12 protein-coding genes are annotated in these 22246 nt (G+C 38.4%); 1 reads left to right on the top strand and 11 read right to left on the bottom strand.

Going from position 1 to position 22246, the window contains the following annotated elements; translation table 11 throughout:
- Positions 1-3 precede the first annotated feature (3 nt).
- On the bottom strand, positions 4-4695 hold the full coding sequence (locus EPJ89_RS00200; RefSeq protein ID WP_200548691.1) for a DUF11 domain-containing protein: 4692 nt from the start codon (positions 4693-4695) through the stop codon (positions 4-6).
- Between the two features lie 221 nt (positions 4696-4916).
- Positions 4917-6749 (bottom strand): N-acetylmuramoyl-L-alanine amidase family protein, encoded by a 1833-nt coding sequence (locus tag EPJ89_RS08815; RefSeq protein WP_200548693.1) that lies wholly within the window; start codon positions 6747-6749, stop codon positions 4917-4919.
- A 398-nt stretch (positions 6750-7147) separates the two neighbouring features.
- Here EPJ89_RS08815 and EPJ89_RS00210 point away from each other — a divergent pair, with 398 nt between their 5' ends.
- Positions 7148-8905: a family 20 glycosylhydrolase gene (locus EPJ89_RS00210; protein WP_200548695.1), complete on the top strand. Its 1758-nt coding sequence runs from the start codon at positions 7148-7150 to the stop codon at positions 8903-8905.
- Between the two features lie 190 nt (positions 8906-9095).
- On the opposite strand, the gene EPJ89_RS00215 is transcribed toward EPJ89_RS00210, so the two are convergent.
- The 9 genes from EPJ89_RS00215 to EPJ89_RS00255 form a co-directional block, all read right to left on the bottom strand.
- Entirely contained in the window at positions 9096-9485 is a 390-nt protein-coding gene (locus EPJ89_RS00215) for a hypothetical protein (protein WP_237558260.1), read from the bottom strand.
- Positions 9442-10830, bottom strand: a complete 1389-nt coding sequence (locus tag EPJ89_RS00220) for a Y-family DNA polymerase (RefSeq protein ID WP_200548698.1) — start codon at positions 10828-10830, stop codon at positions 9442-9444. The genes EPJ89_RS00215 and EPJ89_RS00220 overlap by 44 nt, the downstream gene beginning before the upstream one ends.
- A gap of 59 nt (positions 10831-10889) precedes the next feature.
- Positions 10890-11513: an ATP-binding cassette domain-containing protein gene (locus tag EPJ89_RS00225; RefSeq protein ID WP_200548700.1), complete on the bottom strand. Its 624-nt coding sequence runs from the start codon at positions 11511-11513 to the stop codon at positions 10890-10892.
- Positions 11510-13672: a hypothetical protein gene (locus EPJ89_RS00230; RefSeq protein WP_200548702.1), complete on the bottom strand. Its 2163-nt coding sequence runs from the start codon at positions 13670-13672 to the stop codon at positions 11510-11512. Before EPJ89_RS00230 ends, EPJ89_RS00225 begins: the two co-directional genes overlap by 4 nt.
- Before the next feature lie 74 nt (positions 13673-13746).
- Positions 13747-15141, bottom strand: a complete 1395-nt coding sequence (locus EPJ89_RS00235; protein WP_244660771.1) for an aspartate ammonia-lyase — start codon at positions 15139-15141, stop codon at positions 13747-13749.
- Between the two features lie 36 nt (positions 15142-15177).
- Positions 15178-16554, bottom strand: a complete 1377-nt coding sequence (locus tag EPJ89_RS00240; protein WP_200548706.1) for a class II fumarate hydratase — start codon at positions 16552-16554, stop codon at positions 15178-15180.
- Positions 16555-17736, bottom strand: coding sequence for an NAD(P)-dependent malic enzyme (locus EPJ89_RS00245; RefSeq protein ID WP_200548708.1), 1182 nt, complete (start codon positions 17734-17736; stop codon positions 16555-16557).
- A gap of 159 nt (positions 17737-17895) precedes the next feature.
- Positions 17896-20409 (bottom strand): Cna B-type domain-containing protein, encoded by a 2514-nt coding sequence (locus EPJ89_RS00250; protein ID WP_200542374.1) that lies wholly within the window; start codon positions 20407-20409, stop codon positions 17896-17898.
- A 170-nt stretch (positions 20410-20579) separates the two neighbouring features.
- Positions 20580-22112 (bottom strand): leucine-rich repeat domain-containing protein, encoded by a 1533-nt coding sequence (locus EPJ89_RS00255; protein ID WP_200548710.1) that lies wholly within the window; start codon positions 22110-22112, stop codon positions 20580-20582.
- Positions 22113-22246: the final 134 nt, after the last annotated feature.

Below are 22246 nucleotides of genomic sequence, written 5' to 3' on the forward strand. Positions count from 1 at the left end.
GATTTATTTTCGTTTGCGTTTTAGAACCACTAATACCGTTCCTGCAACCATGAGTCCCAAACTGATTCCCCGTAATGGTAACGCAGATACTCCAGTACTAGGGAGTAATGGTTTATGTGGTTTACCCGGTTCTGGCGGATTTATCGGTGTAATAGGAATGGTTGGTTCATCAGGTGTTTTAACGGGAACTTTCACGGACGTTTCAATTTCCTCAAACGGATTTGAAACCGTTGCAGTATTCACAAATTCCTCGACACCTTCGAGATTGGACATTGCAGTAACCTCAAAGGATAACGTTAATTCATCAAAACCACCAAGATTTACAATTATACCCTCGACTAAGTCCGAAACGCATAGGGAGGTATCCCCTACAAGCGCTGAGGTGACCGGTTCATCATTTAGATTTTTAAACGAATAATTCAAGACAACTTGATCTAGATGATCCTTTTCTTGAATGATATTTATGATATCTTTTAAATTATCACGAATAATTGTTTTATATGACATGACATTCGACTGATTTCGAACGTGAATTGTATACGTCAAGCCCTCATTCTCTTCCACAAAATCATCCCCGTTAGTTTCCGTAACGAGCTTTTCAAGATCAAGTTTTGGAAGATCTACAGGAACCTCAATTTCAGTAGTAGGAACATCATTTACAGTCGCAATATTCGGAATCATCGGGAACCAGGATTCATTCACATTAGGTATGGTGCTGACATCTAGTGTTGGTTTTAATGTCACGGTAAACACCAATTCCACAAGTTCTTGATCATCAAGATTCGCAAGAACAATTCCTTGAATTAAATCCGCAAGTGTATAGGTATTGCCTTGTGTCGATACGACACTTACCGCTTCAGGTTTTTCTTCAATGACATCAAGAAGCGCAGTCATCGGATCAATAACATAAACATTCTTAGCAGCCATCGGACCTTTATTTAAAATTCCTATTGTATACGTTACCGTATCGCCAGGTTCAGCAAGATGTTTGTCATCTTCAATTTCTGCTTTTTTATAAATGCTTAATCCTGTATTCCCCGCAAAGATAATGGCCGTCGCATCAACTGTTTCATAGATATTTTTAGCAGTCACTTTATTCACAAGTGATCCTGAAGCTAATGCGCTGAGATCATCCAATGCTGTTACACTAAAGGTTAGTGTTATGGATTCTTGTGAGCCAAGATGGGCTTTAAATCCATCTACGAGATTTTGGAGCGTTAAGTCTGTTCCGTCATCAAGCGTTGAAACAATGGGTTTTCCTTCTAAATGATTAAATACATAACTTACCGCAACATTAGAAAGCGCAGTTTTTTCTTTAATCGAATCCAGTACATCTGTAAAAGGATCTTGAATGGTTACACCATGGGCATAACCGAGTCCTATATTGGTAACTTCAATCGTATACGTGAAGGTTTCATTTTGAGTCACCCAACCGTTTTCATCTGCATCCAGTACACTTTTTTCTATTTTAAGTTTTGGTAATTCAACTGGAATTTCCACTTCAGGAGATGGATCAAAATCTGCATAGGCAACATTATAAAGTACAGGATTTCCCGCTTCATTATGATGGGTGATCGTTGAAAGATCTAAGGTCGCTTTTAAAGATACCGTAAAATTGAGTTCCGCGGTTTTACCGGGATCAAGGCGCACAAGATAAATCCCGCTCATCAGTTCCGCTAAAGAATGGGACGATGTTACGCCATCGTGGATCATCGTGACAACCACATCTTCCGGACGTTCCGCAATGAAGGGTGCTACCCCATCAAAATCGTCCATGATTTCAACATTATAAGCGGGTGCATTTCCGTCATTTTTTACTACAATCTCATAAGTAAAGGCTTCACCTTGACTTACAGCACCGCTTAGATCATCATCTGTAACTTTTTTATGGATGATTAAGACACTGGATCCAATTGGAATGGATGTGGATGAATCTTTAAGTTCTTCCTCATGTTTTGCGAAGGCTTTGTTTCTGAGCAGTTCGCCTTCCAATTCATCGATCGTTGTTACTTTAAAGCGAAGGGTAACCCGATCCCCCGCACTGAGTTTAACCTCAACGCCTTTATTTTTATCTGTTAATGTTTCAAGGGTTAATGGTTCTGTCGTAATGAGACTTGATGTCGCTGTATTCCCATCGGCTCGATCAAAAGCAGCTTCAACTGTTACACTTCCTAAGCTCTCTTTTTCTTTAATACTATTTAGAATTTCTTTGAGTTCATCATAAATAACGACAGAATCAAGCACAGTTTGTTTCGTATTCTCAACTTCAATTTCATACTCAATTGCTTCACCAGGACTTACAATCCCATTCACTTCATGACCACGATCAATCGGTAATCCTAAGTCTTTTACTCGCTTCACAATTTCAAATCCCGACTCACCCGTGAGAATAAATGCACTGTCGTCATTTTCATATTCCGTGGTAACGATTTGCCCTTGTTCATTTAACTCATCAACATCCCAATAAACATGAGCGGTATTGTCAAGATGATGGGGTGCTGGAATGGAATTGATGTTCGCATTTGCGGTAAAGGTTAAGGTAATCTCAACCTCATCTTGGATTGCGCCCGAACTATTTAGAGGCAGCATGCCTGTAAATTCTAGACCGCCTCCCATTAACGATGCAATCGTATGACCTGGAACCGCCACATTGTTTCGCTTAACCTCAATGGTACCATCACCAACTGTTACGTAGTTTTGAACTTCAGTTAGAAGATCCTTTATTTTCATATCACTCATAACACTGCCTTCATTATGAGCTTTAATGGTATAGGTAAACACTTCTCCCGGTGTCAAAATTAAATCACCGGTATCATCAACGACCTCTTTAGTGATTTGAAAGTATGGATTGAGACCTGGAATTTCACGATCAATTTCTACCGGTGAAAGTAATTTTTCGTACGTCCACTCATGAATGTATGCGATATCCCCAAAGGATTTTCCTTGTCCACTGTTTGCGCCAAAGAAAGGTCCATTTCCTTCAAGTTGACCATCAACACTACGATAAATACAGTCATTACCATAGCGCCATTTAAAACTACCATTAGACTCTGTCCCTGCAGTCGCGTCCATTTGACCTTCAAATGGACCACAACCACTAACGATACGATCTTTTACAGGACGATGATCCCAATAAACTACATCTGCATTCGTTATCGGACGCATTAAACCATTAATACGTTCAATTGTAATACCCGAACGCAAGTCTTCAATATCATACCCTACAAAATGGATCTCACCACTTCGATCTATATCTGAGAAAATATGGACCGTTTGAGTAATTGGAACAGGAACACCCAGTCCATTCAAACCATCCCAACTCAGTGTAACAGGTTGACCACTTCGGTAAATCGTACTTAAAGTCACATCGACATCATCATCGTAGGATCCATTATTGTTGGTATCTACCTTTACTTCCACAAGTCCTTCATAGTTATTAATATCAACACGCACATCAACAGCTTGTGTATCATGAGATGTACGACTGTAGGTCATACTTACAAATTCAGGAAGCTTGATTTCTTGAGTTAGCCATGTCGATTCACCATCTGCATAGGTTGCGGTTTCGGGCATATCGTCATCCGGAACACTTGCAAAGAGTTTATAATTTGTTACTCGACTTGAACAATCCGAATCATCGGCTGCTAAGATATAATTGGGAATCCCAAATGCCTCATCCTTAAAAGCAATACCACCTTTTTTTAAGGCACTTTCATAGATTGGAGCACAAGCACTATCGGACTCCTCAACCAAACCTGCAGCATCACTTGTAATGAGAGAATCTTGACCGTTAAATCCATACAGCGATTGTTTGTAAATATAGCCGTCAATCATCATATGATAAAACACAAAATCTTCAAAAATATTTGCATTTTGAGTCAATTCAATCTGTTCAGACCATGTTCGCCCTAAAGCACGCGTTCCATCTGCTTTTAGAATATGGAAACGATAGCGTGCTGTTATGTTTTTTGTCTTCGGTATAGTAAAACGATAAATCCCCGAAGCGGGAGCTTTCAGCCAGTGATTTTCATTGGTTGCATCAAATTTATTGACCTCAGGATTTCCAGCTAAGGCATCCTCAGTCACTTCACGAGCATCACCAACATCAAACATCGTTTGATTTGACCCTGCATTTGCCGGTGTATTATTAATCGCTACAAATTTCAACGATTTTGAAACGCCCGGTCCCTCAAGGGTATAGTCCAAGTTATGTTTATTATTAATCCCTGACTTACGAATAAAGGTCCATTCGATTGCAAGGCTTTCACCCGCATTTAAATAGACATCAAATTTTGTATTGAATGCATTTGAAAAAGTATCAAAAATACTCACATCGCCTGGATTCATGCGCGTAATCGAATCCGAAGGCGTATCTTTTTGGACTGCATCTTCTTTAGACTTTGTTTCGCGTTCCGGTTTAACTTCCGGTGAATGCGCATCCTCATCATTTTCATGAGAAACTCCATCGTCGATGTGTTCCGTTTCAATCACATCATCGTCCAAAAGTTCATCATCTGAATCTTCATCGCTTTGTGTTTCAGTTGGAACGACGACCTCTTCTTGAATTTCATTTATAAGTTGATCATCTTCCTTAATACCTTCTGTCACTGCGTTCACACCTATGCTGGATAATACCATCATTCCAACAAGTGTGAATAACATCAAACGACGTTTTCCATTTTTAATTTTATTCATGACATCCTCCTACCCCATGATCGGTTTTAGACACAAATTTTTATAGAATTCGTTGAAAGCGGATCTTCACAAAGATGTCCGATAAAATACATGAAATACTTATACAAAGTATAGCATACCGCCATTGTTTAAGAAGCGCTTACACCTCTTTTCATCTCCTTTTCATCTACCGCTACGAAAGTATAAAAAAAACACTTCTAAACGAAGTGTTTCCTTATTATTTAGAGCATCGCACCATTTTGGTTAAATCGATACCATTTCCCTTGGATATTGTGTCGTCCGGTTATCATGGCTCCTGAATCATTGAGATAGTACCATTTTTGATTTATTTTCTTCCATCCGATTGCCATCGCACCCGAATTTTCGAGGTAATACCATTTGTTGTTTACCTTCTTCCATCCAGTTGCCATCGCTCCAGCGTTTTCAAGGTAGTACCATTTGTTGTTTACCTTCTTCCATCCGGTTGCCATCGCGCCCGAATTTTCGAGGTAATACCATTTGTTGTTTATTTTTTTCCAACCAGTTGCCATCGCACCAGATTCCTCAAGATAATACCACTTGTTCGAAACTTTTTTCCAACCCGAAGCCATTTCACCTGAGTTCTCAAGATAATACCACTGATTCTTAACCTTTTTCCATCCCGTGGCTACGGAACCATCGTGTTCTGTTAAGTACCACTTTTTATGAACTTTATGCCACCCTGATGTCGTTCCTTTTTCAGCCGTTGCATAATAACGTTTTTGATTTACATTAAAAAACCCAGTTAAAGGCAGTCCATCTTTACTAAAGTAGTAGTTGTTTTGACCGATTTTTTTCCATGTATTTTTAACACGATTCCCATGTTCATCAAAGTATGCTGATTTTCCCGCTGTTTTTTCCCAGCGATTCTTATGGATAACCTCTTTTGGTTTTTCTGGCGCAATCGGCTTGATTGGCTGTTTCTTATATTCTTGGATGGCATCTTCAATCCGTTGAAGTCGTTTATCTGCTACAAACGATAATCCTGATAAATCGCCTTGAGGCCATGTTTTAAATATATCTTCCGCAAGATAAGCTTGAACGGATGACAGATTTGGATAGCGTTGAGCTAAACTTAACGCTTTTCGTGCGGAATACTCCAATGAGACAAAATCCATGTGGTGCATTACCTTTTGAGAAACATACGCTTCAACATCTTCCACGCGATTTTTATTTTCCAATTCCGCTAACATCGCTGCTTTTGGAATCCGCATCGCTTGATATTGTTTCCAAAAAGGTTTATATCCTTGGTAAAATGCTATATCCGGTAATGCCTTAAATTCATGATCGATTGATGCTTCCATGGTGTACAAACGATTTATTTGACTTCTTGCTTTTACTTTAGCGTTTTCAAGAAGTGTTTCGGGTGCTTTTAAACGTGCTTTTTCGTTTGCCTCTTGTGCTCGCTTAAAGACACTTTGCATCATATATTCATTTTTATCATTGTACGCAGACTCCATCTCATTATCATAATGATTCTTTTCACTTTGAGTTAGAAACTTCATCTTAAAAAGATCGTCTCGAAGTTTTAAATAAATATCTGCCATCAAGGAATTCTTTTTATCCAAGGCAAGAAGTTCTTCGCGATACGTAGCCAGTGCCTCAAGGGGGGCACTTTGTATAAGCTCGATATAATTTTCTTTCACCCCAGATGGAATATAAAAGAATTGTCCGCGAATCTCTTCGGTTAGTGCTTCAATTGCCTTAAGTCGCGTTTCTCGAATTTTACGTTCTTCAAACGGTTTCTTGAGCGCCACAATTTTTGCTGCTTGTTGATCTACCGGTAGTTTTTTTACCTGATTAATATAATGATTGACCCGTTCTTCAGTCATGCCTTCAAATGAGTATAAATATGCTTTAAACATTATCAATGCTCGGTCAGGTGTCAACTCTGAATAATATTTTAAGTCCTGTTCGGCTTGTGTTAGTTCTTGCGCATTAATCAGTGTTGTTTTATGCATCAAAACCGTAAAACCAATACAAGCACATAAGACACATTTTAAAAAACGTGTTTTGTGTTTTGTTCTGTATGTCATAACGTTTATCCCCTCTGTTCTTTTTTGAAACAATCTGTTGCATTTTGATATGTTTCTGAAATAAAAATAAAATATTTCGAACGTCATGTAAAGATTTTTTTTCGTTTAGCGGCTATTTAAGGTCTCTATTAAGATTTCTTAAGATTTAGGCGCCTAATAACCTAAAAAAAAAGACCTTTAACGCAATCCATTGTGAAATTAATGATACCGGTATCATTTTTATCGATAACCTCTTGACAACACAGTTGTTCTCATGTATTTTGGTAATGTAAATGAATGTTCACATGTTACTATTTAATTAGGCAGGGTGATTACAAAACGTCGTTTTTGTAATTGTCCTGTCTTTTTCTTTGGAAGGAGGTTAAGGTAACGTGAACCGAAACTATAAGGAGGAAACAATGAAATACTTGAAGAAGCAATTCGTAATCTTAGCATTAAGTTTTGGATTAGCACTCGCTGGTTTTGGAAATAAGGTCTATGCGGACGAACCCGCCAACGTCCCTTTAAGCATTCTTTCGATTGATGCCGGTCGAAAATACTTTTCTGAAGATCAATTAATGGACATCATCAATCACGCGCATCAAAATGGTTATACTGGAGTACAGATACTTCTTGGAAATGATGGTCTACGCTTTGTTTTGGATGATATGTCCATGAATGTACAGGGGAAAATATTTGAAAGCGATGCAGTTAAGAACGCAATCACAGCCGGAAACAAAAGCTATTATGATGATCCTCACGGTGATGTTTTAACTGAAGTGGAAATGACGCGCATTTTAAAACACGCTAAATCAATTGGAATCGATATAATTCCTGTTATCAATAGCCCAGGACATATGGATGCTATTCTTGTAGCTATGGAAGAACTTGGATTAACAGACGTTCGTTACCAAAACAACGGTAAGACTTCGAAGCGAACTGTAAATATTGAGAACAAAGAAGCGATTGCCTTTGTTCAGGCCTTAACTAAAAAGTATGTCGATTTCTTCGGCGATTCAGGTGCATCATCCATCTTCAACTTTGGTGCTGATGAATATGCAAACGACGTCTTCACATCGCCAGGATGGGGTGAACTTCAGAAAAAAGGCCTCTATGATGACTTTATAGAGTATGCTAATACTTTAGCTAAGATTATCAAAGATGCCGGGATGAAACCCATGAGTTTTAATGACGGAATCTACTACAACAGCAACGACCAATATGGAACCTTTGATCAAGACATCATTATTTCTTATTGGACCTCAGGATGGTGGGGATTTAATGTCGCAAAACCGCAATACTTTGCATCAAAAGGACACCCAATTCTTAATACAAATGATGGTTGGTACTGGGTTTTAGGTCGCATCGATAAAGATGGTTATAACCTCAATGACGCGCTTAAACGAACACAAGCGAACGATTTCAATGTATTAGCTGGCGGCAGTACGATTCCATCAATTGGAAGCATGCAAGCCATTTGGGCTGATGATCCTTCACAAGATCATGGTATGAATCATATTATGGAACTCATGGATGCTTTTGCGACACGACACGCAGATCACATGGTGAAACCTGCAGACTATTCAGAGCTTGATCATACACTCGGTGCAATTCCTCAAGATCTTGATCTTTATACTGATGAATCTGTTGCGAAACTTCAAAAACTTGTGGATTCTATTGTTCGCTCCTACCGCATTCCCGAACAAACTAAAGTAGATGAAACAAACAAACACCTTGAAGCAGCTATCAAAAATCTTCAATTAAAAAAGGCTGATTACTCGAGACTTAATGCATTAAAAGATCGTGTCGCACAATTAAACGCAGATGACTACGAAAACTTTGAAGTGATTACAGATGCATTAGCTTCCATTGAAGAACATCGTAACATCACACAACAACATGATGTCGATGCGTGGGTTACAGCTTTAGAGAATGCTATGAGTTCCTTAAAATTCCGTAACAGTGAACCCAGCATGCCATCACCTAAAGATGATGACACCAAAATCATTGACACGATAACAGATAAGAAGCCCACACCTTCAACCACAACTCAAACAACAGTTCAAACAACAGCAGAAACACTACCTCAAACAGGCGTGCAAAGCAATGTTTCAGCCAAAGTTGTGGGAAGTCTAGTATTGGTCGCTGGTGCTTGGTTCTTAAAACGAAAATCTTAACCATTGAATTTATATAAGCAAAAGACACACAAGAATCGTGTGTCTTTTTTACTTTATGTTTTTTCTAAGGTTTATACGTCAAAATGTCATTTTTGATTTTTTCCATAAAACATTTGTTTCTACTCTTATGGCTATATCTACACCGTAGTTACTCGACGTGGTGGTATATGGTAAATCTTCAGATGTTTTTTTAATCCTTCACGGGATCACTTAGAATCGTAATATGTCGAATAACATCCCAACTGACAATGTTGTTTCCAACATAAAGATACATGTAATCTGAGTAACCCGTAAAGGAACCCGTAATCGTATCGATGAGACGATTGTTTCCATCCCGTATGTTGACTTGAATGCTGATGCGACAGGACTTGGTAAAAGCATGTTGGAGCACTGAGTCCATTTCTTCTCGAGTCATTTGTGGAAGTTCAATGACTTCCTTTGTCGCATGAGTTTGTCCTTCATTAATTGTTTTTGTAAGTTCTGATAAAGCAAAGGCAGTTCCCCATTTCAAACCAAAAGGACGATCATGATAGTCGTTATAATTTGTAAATGTTTTTTTTGTTCTTCTCCGTGTCATCATCACAACCTCGACTTTCAATCCCTTCCATGCCCCCTGCATGCCCTCCTACTAAGGAACTTCGAGCAATGGCACGCCCACCTTGTGTCAAACTGCTCGCGTAAACAAGTTTTGTAAAGCCAAACTTCGTGCGTACATCATCAACCACTTGATCCAATTTGCGATCGCGATCCACAATTTCAATCGGCTCAAAAAGATTAAGTTGATCTTGGGTTGGACTTTCCAGTTGAGTGCAATTAATACCGAGATTTCGTACAACTTGAACATCGTAATACTGATCAAAAATTTTGAGTAACGCTTCCGCAATCCGTGCACTGTTATTGGTTGCCTCAATTTTCACTTGCTTACTAAATCCCGTTTTTCCAGTATCGTCAATATAGCTCAGTGAATAGCCAATCCATAACCCAACGCATTTGGTGTATTTATTTTCCTTACGAAGCCGTGTTGCGACTTGGTCGGCCATTTCACGAATGACCACGATAATTTCCTGTTTGTTAGTATAATCGCGATTTAAAACCTGGGAGTTTCCAATTGATTTTGATTTTGGCGTATACACTTCACCTAAAAACGTACGGTCGATACCCCATGCATGGGCATAAAGTTGCAAACCAATTACGCCCATCTCTTTTTTTAGATGATTGTAGTTGGCGTGTGCGAGTTGCTCAATGGTCTCAATCCCCATACGTTTAAGACGCAAAGCAGTACGATTTCCAATCCCCCAAAAATCGGTAATGCTTTCAATCTTCCAAAGTTTTGTTGCGACATCTTCATAGCGCCATTCCGCTTTCATATCGCGGGTGTGCTTCGCTTCATTATCAAGTGCAAATTTCGCAAGCAATGGATTATCACCAATACCAACCGTCGTATAAATTCCCGTATCATTGTAAACATGCGTTTGAATCATCTTCGCCAGTTCGTAGGCACTCTTACAATTAAAGTATGTTAGTGAATCCGTAACATCTAAAAATGTCTCATCGACCGAATATGTTGAAACATTTTGATCATCAACATAACATCGGAAAATTTCATTAATCTGTCGGTGAATGGCCATGTAAAGATTCATTCTGGGGGGTGCAATCACGAGGTCTTCAGGATATGGAAACGGTAAATCACGTGCACGACTTACATTGCTGATTCCAAATGCTTTCTTAGCCATCGGACTTGAAGCAAGTATCAGTCCACTGCCACGTTCACGAACGCTCTCACTGGGATAACTCATCACCACTAATTTCGTTTTTAATGGATTTAAACCCCGGGCAACGGCCTCACACGATGCGTAAAAACTTTTACAATCAATGCATAATATATCGCGTGACGGCTCTTTCTCATAATCAAAGACCAGATTCATGTAAACCACCTCCTGTCTAAAATTATAACGAAAATAGACGACACTTAATGACGTCTATTTTAAGTTTCTAAATAAATAACATGATCTGCGAGCGCGATTAAATCTTGATCATGCGTTACAACAACAACCGTTTTCCCACGCGCCTGTAAATCTTTTAGAAGATCAAAAATAAGATATTTATTCGCTGCGTCTAAACTACCCGTAGGTTCATCAGCAAGAATCAGATCACAAGGTTTAAGGAGTAATCGGGCAATCGCAATTCGTTGTTGTTCTCCCCCCGAACATTGATAAACATGTTGATCTAAAATATTGGGCAGTCCTACCTGATTCAAGGCATCAACCATCTTATCTTGAGAAGTCTTTAACCCTTCCATCGCAATTTTTAAATTATAGGCTACGGTCTTTTCTGGAACCAATGCGAAGTTTTGAAATAAATAGCCAATATGATTGCGTAACATGGTGGTTGCCCTCCGTGAAAAGGGTTTAAGATTTCGCTGGGTTAAAATTGTGACATCCCCGCTATCCGGAACATCCAAAAGCCCCATGATATTTAAAAGCGTACTTTTTCCAGATCCCGAAGGACCGGCAATAATCGTAAAACTGTTTTGAGGAATCGTAAGCGAATAATCTTTAAGAATTACACGATTTCCAAATGTTTTGGTAATGTTTTCAAGTTGAATCATCCTAAATCTCCTTTCAAGAAATACAACACATGTTCATTTTCAAATTTTCGAATTTGGTAAATCATCCAGATAAAATCCGTTAAGAGTACAAGAAATGATAGAAATGTTAGACTTTGAATCGAAATCTTTGGACTCCCTTCTGAAGCCATCCTCGTTGAATACATAATCACAATCACATAGCCAACCACAACAGACATCATATTCCACACAATCACGCCGCCATAGCGTTCCATGTGATGTTTCCCCTGGAGATACTGTACTGAAACTTCCATACCTTTTTGGTCGATAAACATCTCAAAAATCAAGCTTGAAAACAAGACCATGAGCGATAAGGTTGCACCGAACATCACATAAAATTTAAATTGATTTTCTTTATACAGTGTCATCGTTGTTTCAAAGACGTCTTCTAATCTTGTGATTTCAGGCATATCGCTCCACTTTGAAATCTCTTGAACAACGTGATTAAAAGAAGCTTCCTTCGATTGTGAAGCAAAGACTGAATTCGTACTAATCCACTCCACAAATTGTGCGTCTGGCGTCACTACTATTAAGATGGGGACGTTCCTACGAATGCTATTGCGGGTATTTTGGTACGTTGTTGAGGCGACGTTTGGTGTTTGACGGACTGGGATGGTATCCACTTCAAAATGTGGTATTGGCATATCCTCACTGCCTTCAGGTACCAGCATCGTGTTCCTTTCAAGTCTCCTTAAATCAAGAACATGACCCTCTCTTGTGAGAATTGACTCACCGTTAAGTGCATTCCGATTTGTAATAATGTATCCCAGGTCTCCATGACGATCTATCATTGAATCACTATTGATATACGATAAACCATAATGTTCTACCAGTTCAAAGACCTTCATATTAAACGCATCCGATTCACTCGATGTCGTGTCATAACCATAGTTAATTGAACTGATCATTAATCCTGATTGCAATGCTGGGGTCTTCGAAACAACATGTTTATATTGTCGAATGTTTTGATAGGAATCATAGATTCCTACCAAGGGAATCGCTAAGATTACTACCGCAACGATTTTAAACCATGGAATAACAATCTGGATAATCCTAGATTTTGTACGTCTCTTTAGAAACATGCTTTTTACAGTAAAAGTTTGAAATAAGAAAAACAGGATTATTGTAACCATGACAAACCCAAAATAGATTGCTGTAAGTATGCCTAAATTACGAAGATATCGTAGTGAGATCGTGTGAATGAAACCAATGTTTATCACACTCATCACGATGAATGTGCTTATGAAAACAGCGAGATATCCTAAAACGGGTCTTAGAAAGATTTTCTTAAAGATAAGAATCGGTCGGTTGCCATGGAGGTGTCGAATGGTGATTTCACGATTTTCTTCCAAATTAATCATGACAAGAATGGTAAATAACGTCCCAATCGTTAAAATTAAGAGTGAATTGGGAAATTCAAACGGATTGGTGAAAGCGTTCAGCTGCATGAGTTGATCAAGTACTTCAACTTCTCTAGAATCATCTGAAATCACCATACCACAGTAGGCGTGATCACTTACATCCGCACAGGGAATCAGTGGTTGCAGAAAATCGTTATAAAATGCATCTTTAAACGTTCCCATCTTTTCCGGTTGCACAAATACTTGAAGACCAACAATGAGATGCTCCGACTGATTGTCTCTATTTTCCAAAAAGTGAAGCGGATAGTAGTTGATTTCTGGATTGTAGGAATCACTTTTTGGCGCGTTTTCATTACGATTAAACGGTAATACGTACGCAGTCGCATCTTTTTGAAGCGGATTGTTTGAAATAAAGCGCTGTTCTTCTTGAGATTTAAAATTGAAATCATCGATACGGTCACTCAGTTTTAAGTGGTTCAAAACTTGACTTTGATCCGTATATACATAGAAATTATTGGTATAACGATCTTGAATATTAATCACACCATCATAATTATATTTTTGAAAAAACGCAATCAGTTCGCCAAGAAACGATGATTGGCTTCCTTGATACCGTTCCATACTCAAACTCATAGTTACTGTCTTCATTGACCCATTAAGCTGTTCTTGTTTAAAAAGCAAATTTTGACTTGCTTTATAGCCTCGATCAAATTGTGTAAACGTAATATTAAACAAAAGCAATGCCGTTAAAATCGTAAAAATGTAACCAAGTTTACGCATCAAATCCCCCCTTATTTTACGAAAAAACACAGAATTTTTACTGTGTTTTTTCAATTAAAACGTTTATTTCAGGCTTACCGTGGATGAATCATGGATTCGGGTTTTAAAGCCTCATCCACCTCAGCCTCACTCATCAAGCCTTGTTCAAGGACTAAAGTCTTAAGTGATTTATTTTCTTTAAGGGCTTGTCTGGTAATTTCAGAAACTTTCTCATAACCCAAATATTTCACCAATGCTGTTGCCATCGCAAGTGAGTGTTCCACGTAATCTTGAATGCGATGTTCATTAACTTTAATATCCTGAATTGCATGAATGCGTAACGTTGCGCATGCATGGCGTAAAATCTCCAAGGATTCAAACAAGTTATCGAATAAAACGGGTTCAAACACATTCAACTCCATTTGCCCGGCTTCGGCGGCAAGAGTAACCGTCGCATCATTACCAATCACTTGAAAACAAACTTGATTCACAACTTCAGGTATCACTGGATTAACTTTACCCGGCATGATTGAACTTCCCGGTTGTTTTTCAGGAAGAAATATTTCATTAAACCCTACCTTGGGTCCTGATAACATCATCCGGATGTCATTACAAATTCGCGATAAGCCTACCGCAAAGGTCTTTAATGAACTATGAACATTCGCAAAGCCATCGACGTGCTTGGTTGCATCGACGAGGTCTTCTGCACTTACAAAAGATTTTCCTGTAATTCGACTTAAGTGCGAAACAGCTTGTTCGCGATACCCTTCAACTGAATTAATGCCCGTCCCTACTGCGGTTGCCCCTAAATTAATAACTTGCATTTCACTCAGAGACTGTTTTAACCGTTGGATATCACGGCGTATTACAGACTCATAACTATGAAAGACTTGCCCCATTGAAATCAAAACGGCATCTTGAAGATGGGTCCGTCCGACTTTGATGATCTTACTAAATTCCAGGGCTTTCGCATGAAATGTATCTGCGAGAAAGGTCATCTCTTCAACCAACAACATCCCAAGATTTAAAACCGTTAGTTTTCCAGCTGTTGGAATGATGTCGTTTGTAGACTGTGCCCGATTCACATGATCATTGGGATGGATGTAGTCATAAACACCAATCGGCCGGTTTAATATTTGGGCTGCCCGATTAGCGATAATTTCATTTACATTCATATTCATGGACGTCCCCGCACCTCCTTGAATCGCATCTGTGATAAATGCATCTTTATACTTACCACTTATAATCTCATCACATGCAAAAACAATTGCATCACAGCGAGGTCCATCCAACTCACCCACTGATTTATTGGCAAGGGCACACGCCTTTTTAACCTGAGCCAATGCTAGGTACATCATATCATTGACACGTCTTCCTGTTATCTGAAAATTTTGAAGTGCACGGACTGTTTGTGCACCATACAAAGCATCCTTAGGAACCTTAACGCTCCCTAAAGAATCATATTCAATACGAACATTTTGGTTTTTCATACCGTTCTCCATTTTGTCTTTAAGTTCATTTAAATATTACTGGGCTTCGTCAGGTTTAATCATTTTTTGATAATCAAAAAATGCATCAAATTCATCGGGACGCATTGCCCCAAGTTCTACTACGACCGTTTTTATGCTTTTACCCTCTTGATGAGCTTGATTCACAATTTTCGCGGTCTGATCGTAACCAAACTTACGATTTAAAAATGTGGCAGTCATTAAAGATTGATGCAGATTATCGGACATTTGGTGTGTATCAACATCAAGCCCTTTTAAACATCGAAGGTTAAAAGAATTCAAAGCATCCGAAAGTAAGCAAATTGACTGACTGGTGTTATGGATAATTAATGGCATAAAGGTATTTAATTGGAAATTCCCCAATGCCGCACCAATGGTAATGGCAGTTTGATTTCCCATAACTTGTGCACACACCATCATTAAGGCTTCACACTGTGTTGGATTCACCTTTCCAGGCATGATCGAGCTCCCCGCTTCATTTTCAGGCAACACGATTTCTCCCAAACCACAACGCGGTCCACTGGCTAAAAAACGGATATCATTTGCCATCTTCATACTGTTTGAAGCAATAGCGGCTAGGGCGCCTTGTAAGAAAACAAAACTGTCTTTAGAACTGATGGCATGGAATTTATTGGGAGTCGGTCTAAACGATTCGTGATATATTTGATTCAAAGCATCACATACCGCTTGGTCAAACCCTTCGTAAGCATTTAAACCCGTACCGACCGCTGTGGCACCAATTGCAAGAGATCGCAAAGACTCTAAGCACATATGTAATTGTTCAAGGCCTTCATGATACATATGCCGCCATGCCCCAAGCTCTTGACCAAACGTAATCGGTGTTGCATCTTGAAGATGTGTTCGACCGGTTTTCATTATAGATCCATATTCTGCGATTAATTGATCAAATGTTTCAATCATGTGTTCCATACTTGGAATGAGCCGAGTTTTAATCAACAAAACCGTACTTAAATGCATGGCAGTTGGAAACATATCATTAGAACTTTGAGCATAATTAACATGGTCATTGGGGTGAACGCCTTCCCCTTTAAAGTGCGTGTTTGCAATGTGTGCAATCACTTCATTCACATTCATATTTGTTTGGGTACCACTTCCGGTTTGCCAAATTGAAAGCGGAAATGCATCGTCTAAATCATTTTCTAAGATAAAATCGCATGCTTCAGTTATTGCACGAACCGTGTGTTCCGCTATTTTATGATGAGCATGGTGAACTTGGGCCGAAACTTTTTTTAAAACAATCAATGATTCAATCAAGGATTTAGGCATGGTTTCCTGACCAATTGGAAAATTTTCAATGCTCCGTTGGGTATTAACACCCCAAAGTGCATCGTTTGAAATCTCAATACGTCCAAACTTATCTTCAAATGTTGACATTTAGTCCTCCTTTGCAACACCCGTTTCAATGGATTTTTGAGCTACTGCGTTTGATACTGCATCCACAACACGTGGATCAAGTACACTTGGAATAATATATGTTTCACTCAGTTCTTCTTCGGTAATTAAACTTGCGATAGCTTGTGCAGCGGCAAGTTTCATGGATGCATTAATTTCCGTTGCATAAACGGAGAGAGCACCTTTAAAAATTCCTGGAAAGGCGAGGACATTATTAATTTGATTGGGATAATCGGAGCGTCCCGTCCCAACAACACGTGCGCCGCCTTTAATTGCTTTGTCGTAAGGAACTTCTGGATTTGGATTTGCAAGTGCAAAAACAATAGCATCTTTATGCATTGACGCAATATCTTGTTCCGTCAATAAATTCGCAATGGAAACACCAATAAAAATATCTGCATCCACAAGTAAATCTTGTAATGTTTGTGCTTCCAAGTCATCGCTTAGATACTGACATAAATCCGCTACAACCGCATCATCTTCATATGCCTGTGTTGTTGAGATGATGCCTTGGCTGTTTGTCGCATAAAGATTTCGTGCACCGTATGCATAAAGCATCTTGATAATTGCACTCCCTGCAGCACCCGTTCCTGAGATCACAATCTTGGTGTCAGGTAACGCTTTTCCCACAAGACGACAGGCATTGATTAGTCCTGCTAGAACAACAATTGCGGTCCCGTGTTGATCATCATGAAATACAGGTATTGATAATGAACGCTGTAATGTTTCTTCAATAAGGACACATTCAGGGGCCTTAATGTCTTCTAAATTAATCGCACCAAATGATGGTGCAACCATCTCACAAAATGCAATGATGTCTTCAGGTGTTTGCGCATCAATCACTAAAGGAATCGCATTGAGACCTGAAAAGGCTTTGAAGAGCATTGCCTTTCCTTCCATAACCGGCAGGCCCGCTTCCGCACCAATATCACCTAACCCTAAGACAGCAGAACCGTTACTGATCACCGCGACCGTATTGCCCTTCCATGTATAGTCATAGACCTTATTGAGATCTTCTTTTATTTGAAGACAAGGCTCTGCAACGCCTGGAGAATACAAAAGTCTCAGGTCCTCTTGTGATGTTACCGGTTGTTTAATATCGACTTCAATTTTCCCTTGAAGTTTTCGATGTAATTCTAGTGATGCATCTTTTAATTGACTCATACAATACTCCTTCTATTTTATCTCTATTTTATCATTTTCATCTATTAAATAGGTTAAGGCTGTGTGTAAATCCAAAAGAAAGCAATTATGAACAACATGTTTATACAAAAAAGCCCGAAGCAAAGGCTTACGAGCTTTTTCAATCTAAAACTTTAAGATCTATTCACGATTTTTAATTGCCATCAATGCCATGCCTAAGAAAACAAAGATTGATCCGATATGATTATCTGAAATTCCAGTTTGCGGCAAAGTCTTCGTTTTGGATTGGTGTTGATAATGATTGGTGATATCAAATCCGTCGACTGTTGATTGATAATTTTGAATTGGTAGTTCATCAACTGTATAACGAATACGTTTTCCTTCTTTGTATTTTGGTAACATATCAAAGGAATACTTCCATCCATCATTTGCATAAACATCTTTCGATTGGACATGAACCCCATCAGCATAAAGTCGAATCGAAATAGAGTTTGGTCTCATGGTTTCTCGATTTTGATCGTTCCACAGTTTCTGGCCTTGGATTGAAATAGTTTCGAGAACATGAGTATTAGTAAGAATTGATTTTGTTCCATTTTCAAGCACTGAACTGCTTTGATATCCTGGAACTTCCGACACCTCTTGAACATGATAATCAACTATTACTCCGTTTGAATCAAATCTTGGCAAATCACTCCAAGTAAACATCCATTGCATACTTCCATCAAGGTTAACTGGATTACCATAAGGAACTTGGTTCGCATATAATTGCACCTGAATCGATAGCGGACGTAGACCATCCCGATTATTGTCATCATCCCATACCTTTAAAACCTGATGTGATATAGTATTCGATTGATAACGATTATGAAGGTCAAAGCCATCTACGGTTAAATCGAATCCTGCCACTTCATCTTCGTCAATTGAATAGAGAATTTCTTTTCCATCCAAAAATTTCGGGAGATTTGGGAATTGATATGCCCATCCTTGATCTTTGGTCACAGTTTTCGATTCAATTTTAGTTCCATTTGCATAGAGATTAACCGTTATTTCACTTGGAACCACACTTTGATTGAATGGTTGAGTATTTGGTGACACCGCTTCGCTTTTTGTGTCAAAATGCCAGTATTTCTTACCTTTAATTTCAATCTGTTCTGGACTATGACGGTTCGTAATGGTCAAGCCCTCAACAACAGAATCATAACCCGGCACCGCGTCCTCATGGACTGTATACACAATTTCATTGCCAGCATCATCCAACTTTGGAATATTTAAAAATGTATACTTCCAATTTGTTTCGGCTGAAACAAATTGTTTATAAGTCGTGTCTGCACCGTTTGCACGTAAACGAACCGCAATTTGATCGGGTCGAATTCCATCACGATTATAATCATCGTCCCATATTTTTTCACCCGATATTGAAATTGTATCGATAAAACGCTTATTAATAATCTCAGTATAATATTCTTTCGTCCCATCAAAATCATTTTCTGTGATGCGCAGTTCTTTATCTAGTCGCATATACCCTTTTGGAGCTTCAAGTTCTTTTATTGTATAGTGATCTTTTAAAAGACCCGTGAGTACTCCAATCCCAGTTTCATCAGTTGTGATTGTACCTACTGACTGCCCAACTGAATCACGGATGACATCAAACTTCGCACCGGCTAAGGGTGTACCCGATTCATTTTTCTTAAGAATTCGAATCGTGTAATGATATCCATTTGCGTATCCTCCCGATGTTTGAAATGTAAGCTCCGTATCTCGTTCCCTAATTATCTCCTTATTGGCTTTCATAACGGCATAGTTTTCAAACGATTCACCATTTAAGGCATCATGGTTCGAAAGTACTTTGTAATCAATTCGATAACCGACTTTATCTATATCACCGAAATCTACAGAAAATTGGGTTGCATCTTCATTTATCAATATTTGAAATTTATCCGTTACATCGCGACTTTCGTCCAAGACAAATGAGCCTGCATCATTTACACGCCAAATACCTTGTGTAATTTTAAAGCTTGAAACATCATATCTTAATCCCGGTGATTTCAATGAATCTTCAACATGAACATCATTATACGTTGCGGCTGAGCCATTGATTCTTAAGACATAACGGAGTTCAGTTCCGTTATCATTATTAAACCAAGCATATTTAGTAAATTTTTCAGAAGGATTATCACCAACTTTTTCGTATTCCAAATCACCAACAAAGTAAGATTGACCGTCAATATCAATCCATATAGGAACCGATTGCTTTTCAGTAATGGTTTGTGTATCAATGCGAACATTTACAAAAAGACCTCCACTGACATCTGAATGATGTTCGGGATAATCGGTATAGGTCATTAATATTGTTTTAGTTTGAGCATCCACTTTTGCGACAGCAATAACATCGCCCTTTTTATTTTCAATATTAAATTCTTGATCTTTTAGAAGTCGTAATGATTTTGGTAATTGAATAAGGGTGGTATCCCCTTTTTTCACTGTATTGTTAGGAAGTTCAAACTCAAAATTTAGTTGGACATCAGTCCATTGATTAATGTTTGAAAGTGGCTTCCCTTTACTATCTGTAATTGTCATTTTGGTAATATAACGATTATCCGCATATACATTTCGAACTGAAGCGGTCCCCAAAATGTTTAGAATCAAACCAGTCATGAGTATAAATACCATAAAATAATGTTTTTTCTTAAACATCACATACCCTCCTCTACATTTATGATTATATACATTCACAAATAAATCTTATATTACCTAATTTATGATCTCAACACGAACTCTACCATTCATAGTTGAACGGCAGCAATTCGTCAAAAGTCATTGGTATGACTCACTTTCAACTACAATAATTTGTTATTTTAAATGAGTTATTCACATGTGCGATGGCGTACAAATCGACAAACGAGAAGTAACATACCAAAGACAATTAAGTAGTGTGAAACAGTATCACGTTCGCTAACGCCCGTCAACGGCAAGGTATTTGGTTCTACCTTACTATTTGTTATCGTTTTGGATTTATTCGTAGATTTTGTTTCAGGTGGCATCACTGAGTGGGATTTATCCTCGTGTTGTTCTGGTCGATTTTGAGTATCTAAATCATGTTTTGGGGTGTTCTTCTCCTCTTGCGAAATCTTTGACGAGATTACAATTGTTACTGGATGAGAAACCATATGTCCCGATTTAAAAACGACATTAAGATTGCGCTTGATCGTACCTTCAACATCATAGTCGACAGGTACATCCAACGTCATTGTTTGAATCTCTGGATGATCCTTTAAAAGTGACTCAAACAAATACGGATTTCCTAAAGATGTCATAAATTCTTGAGGTAAATTTACTTTGGGCATTGGCTGCAGCGGAATAAGCGGGTTCGTTTTCACAATACGACCAATTTTCAAGCGACCCGTCATCATTTTTTCTCCATCACTCAAATCTTTTTTTAAGAAACGAATCTCATGAACTAAATCAAGATCTTTAAGTGTAAATTGATGGTTTTCATTATCATATGTGATTTTATCCGAGAAAATATCAGGCTTAATTACGTCTCCATCAATCCACTTAAATGGATTCTTAAATGAGTACACACCTTCATGTTCTGAAAGGTCAACTTCCGCAACTTGGTCAAATGCTTTCAAGTCTGTAACTGAACTTGGGATATGACTCAAATCAGAGATTCTATTTTTGGAAAGATCAAGTTCTTTCAGTTGCGGTAACGTTTTCAATGAATCTACATTTTTCAATTCATTATTTTTGAAATTCGCAAAGACAAGTTGGTTTAGTTGGGCTACATCTGGCAATGATTCAAGCCCCAACGATTCAAGCGTCAAATATTGGAGTTGGGGATGATTAAGACTCAACGTCCTTGGATTAATCCGTTCATCCCGAACGATAAGACGCTCAAGTTCTTGGTAACCTCTCAGAAAGTTCGCATCTTCCATTCCGGTATTTACCATCGATAAATCACGGATTGTGTTGGGCAAACGCTCTGGATTAACGACATTAATATTTTGAAATCCAAGTTGAGTAAGATGAAAATTTTTCAGAACATCCGCATCAAATTGTGTATCATTTTTCTTGAACTGAGTAATCAAGAGACTCTTTAATTCATTTAAGTGCTTGAGTGGGGTATAGTCCTGCACTCCTGAATTCATAATCATCAGTTTCTTTAAGTTTGGAATGTATTCAAATTCATCTAGACTTTTGGTATTGCGAACTGGAAATCGATTTAAATCCTCTATTCCCTTTAAAGACTCTAAATCAAAGGCATTTTCTTTTGATTTCAATGCCCGTTGGACGGCATTTCGAATCCCTTCATCCTCGAGGATAATGGATGCAGCATGTACAGGTATTTGAAACCAAAACATAAATGCACACAGTAAAACAACAATTTTTTTCTTCACGGTATCCTATCTCCTTTATTCTAAATGCAAAGCATTCGCATTTAGAATATTCGATTTTTAGCGATTCGTCAACCTCTTTTATATAAATTTGAAGGATATACTCTAAAATAAAAAAATCGTCATGTACTGAAAAC

Origin of the sequence: Erysipelothrix sp. strain 2 (EsS2-6-Brazil), from assembly GCF_016617625.1 — a bacterium.
Classification (GTDB): domain Bacteria; phylum Bacillota_I; class Bacilli_A; order Erysipelotrichales; family Erysipelotrichaceae; genus Erysipelothrix; species Erysipelothrix piscisicarius.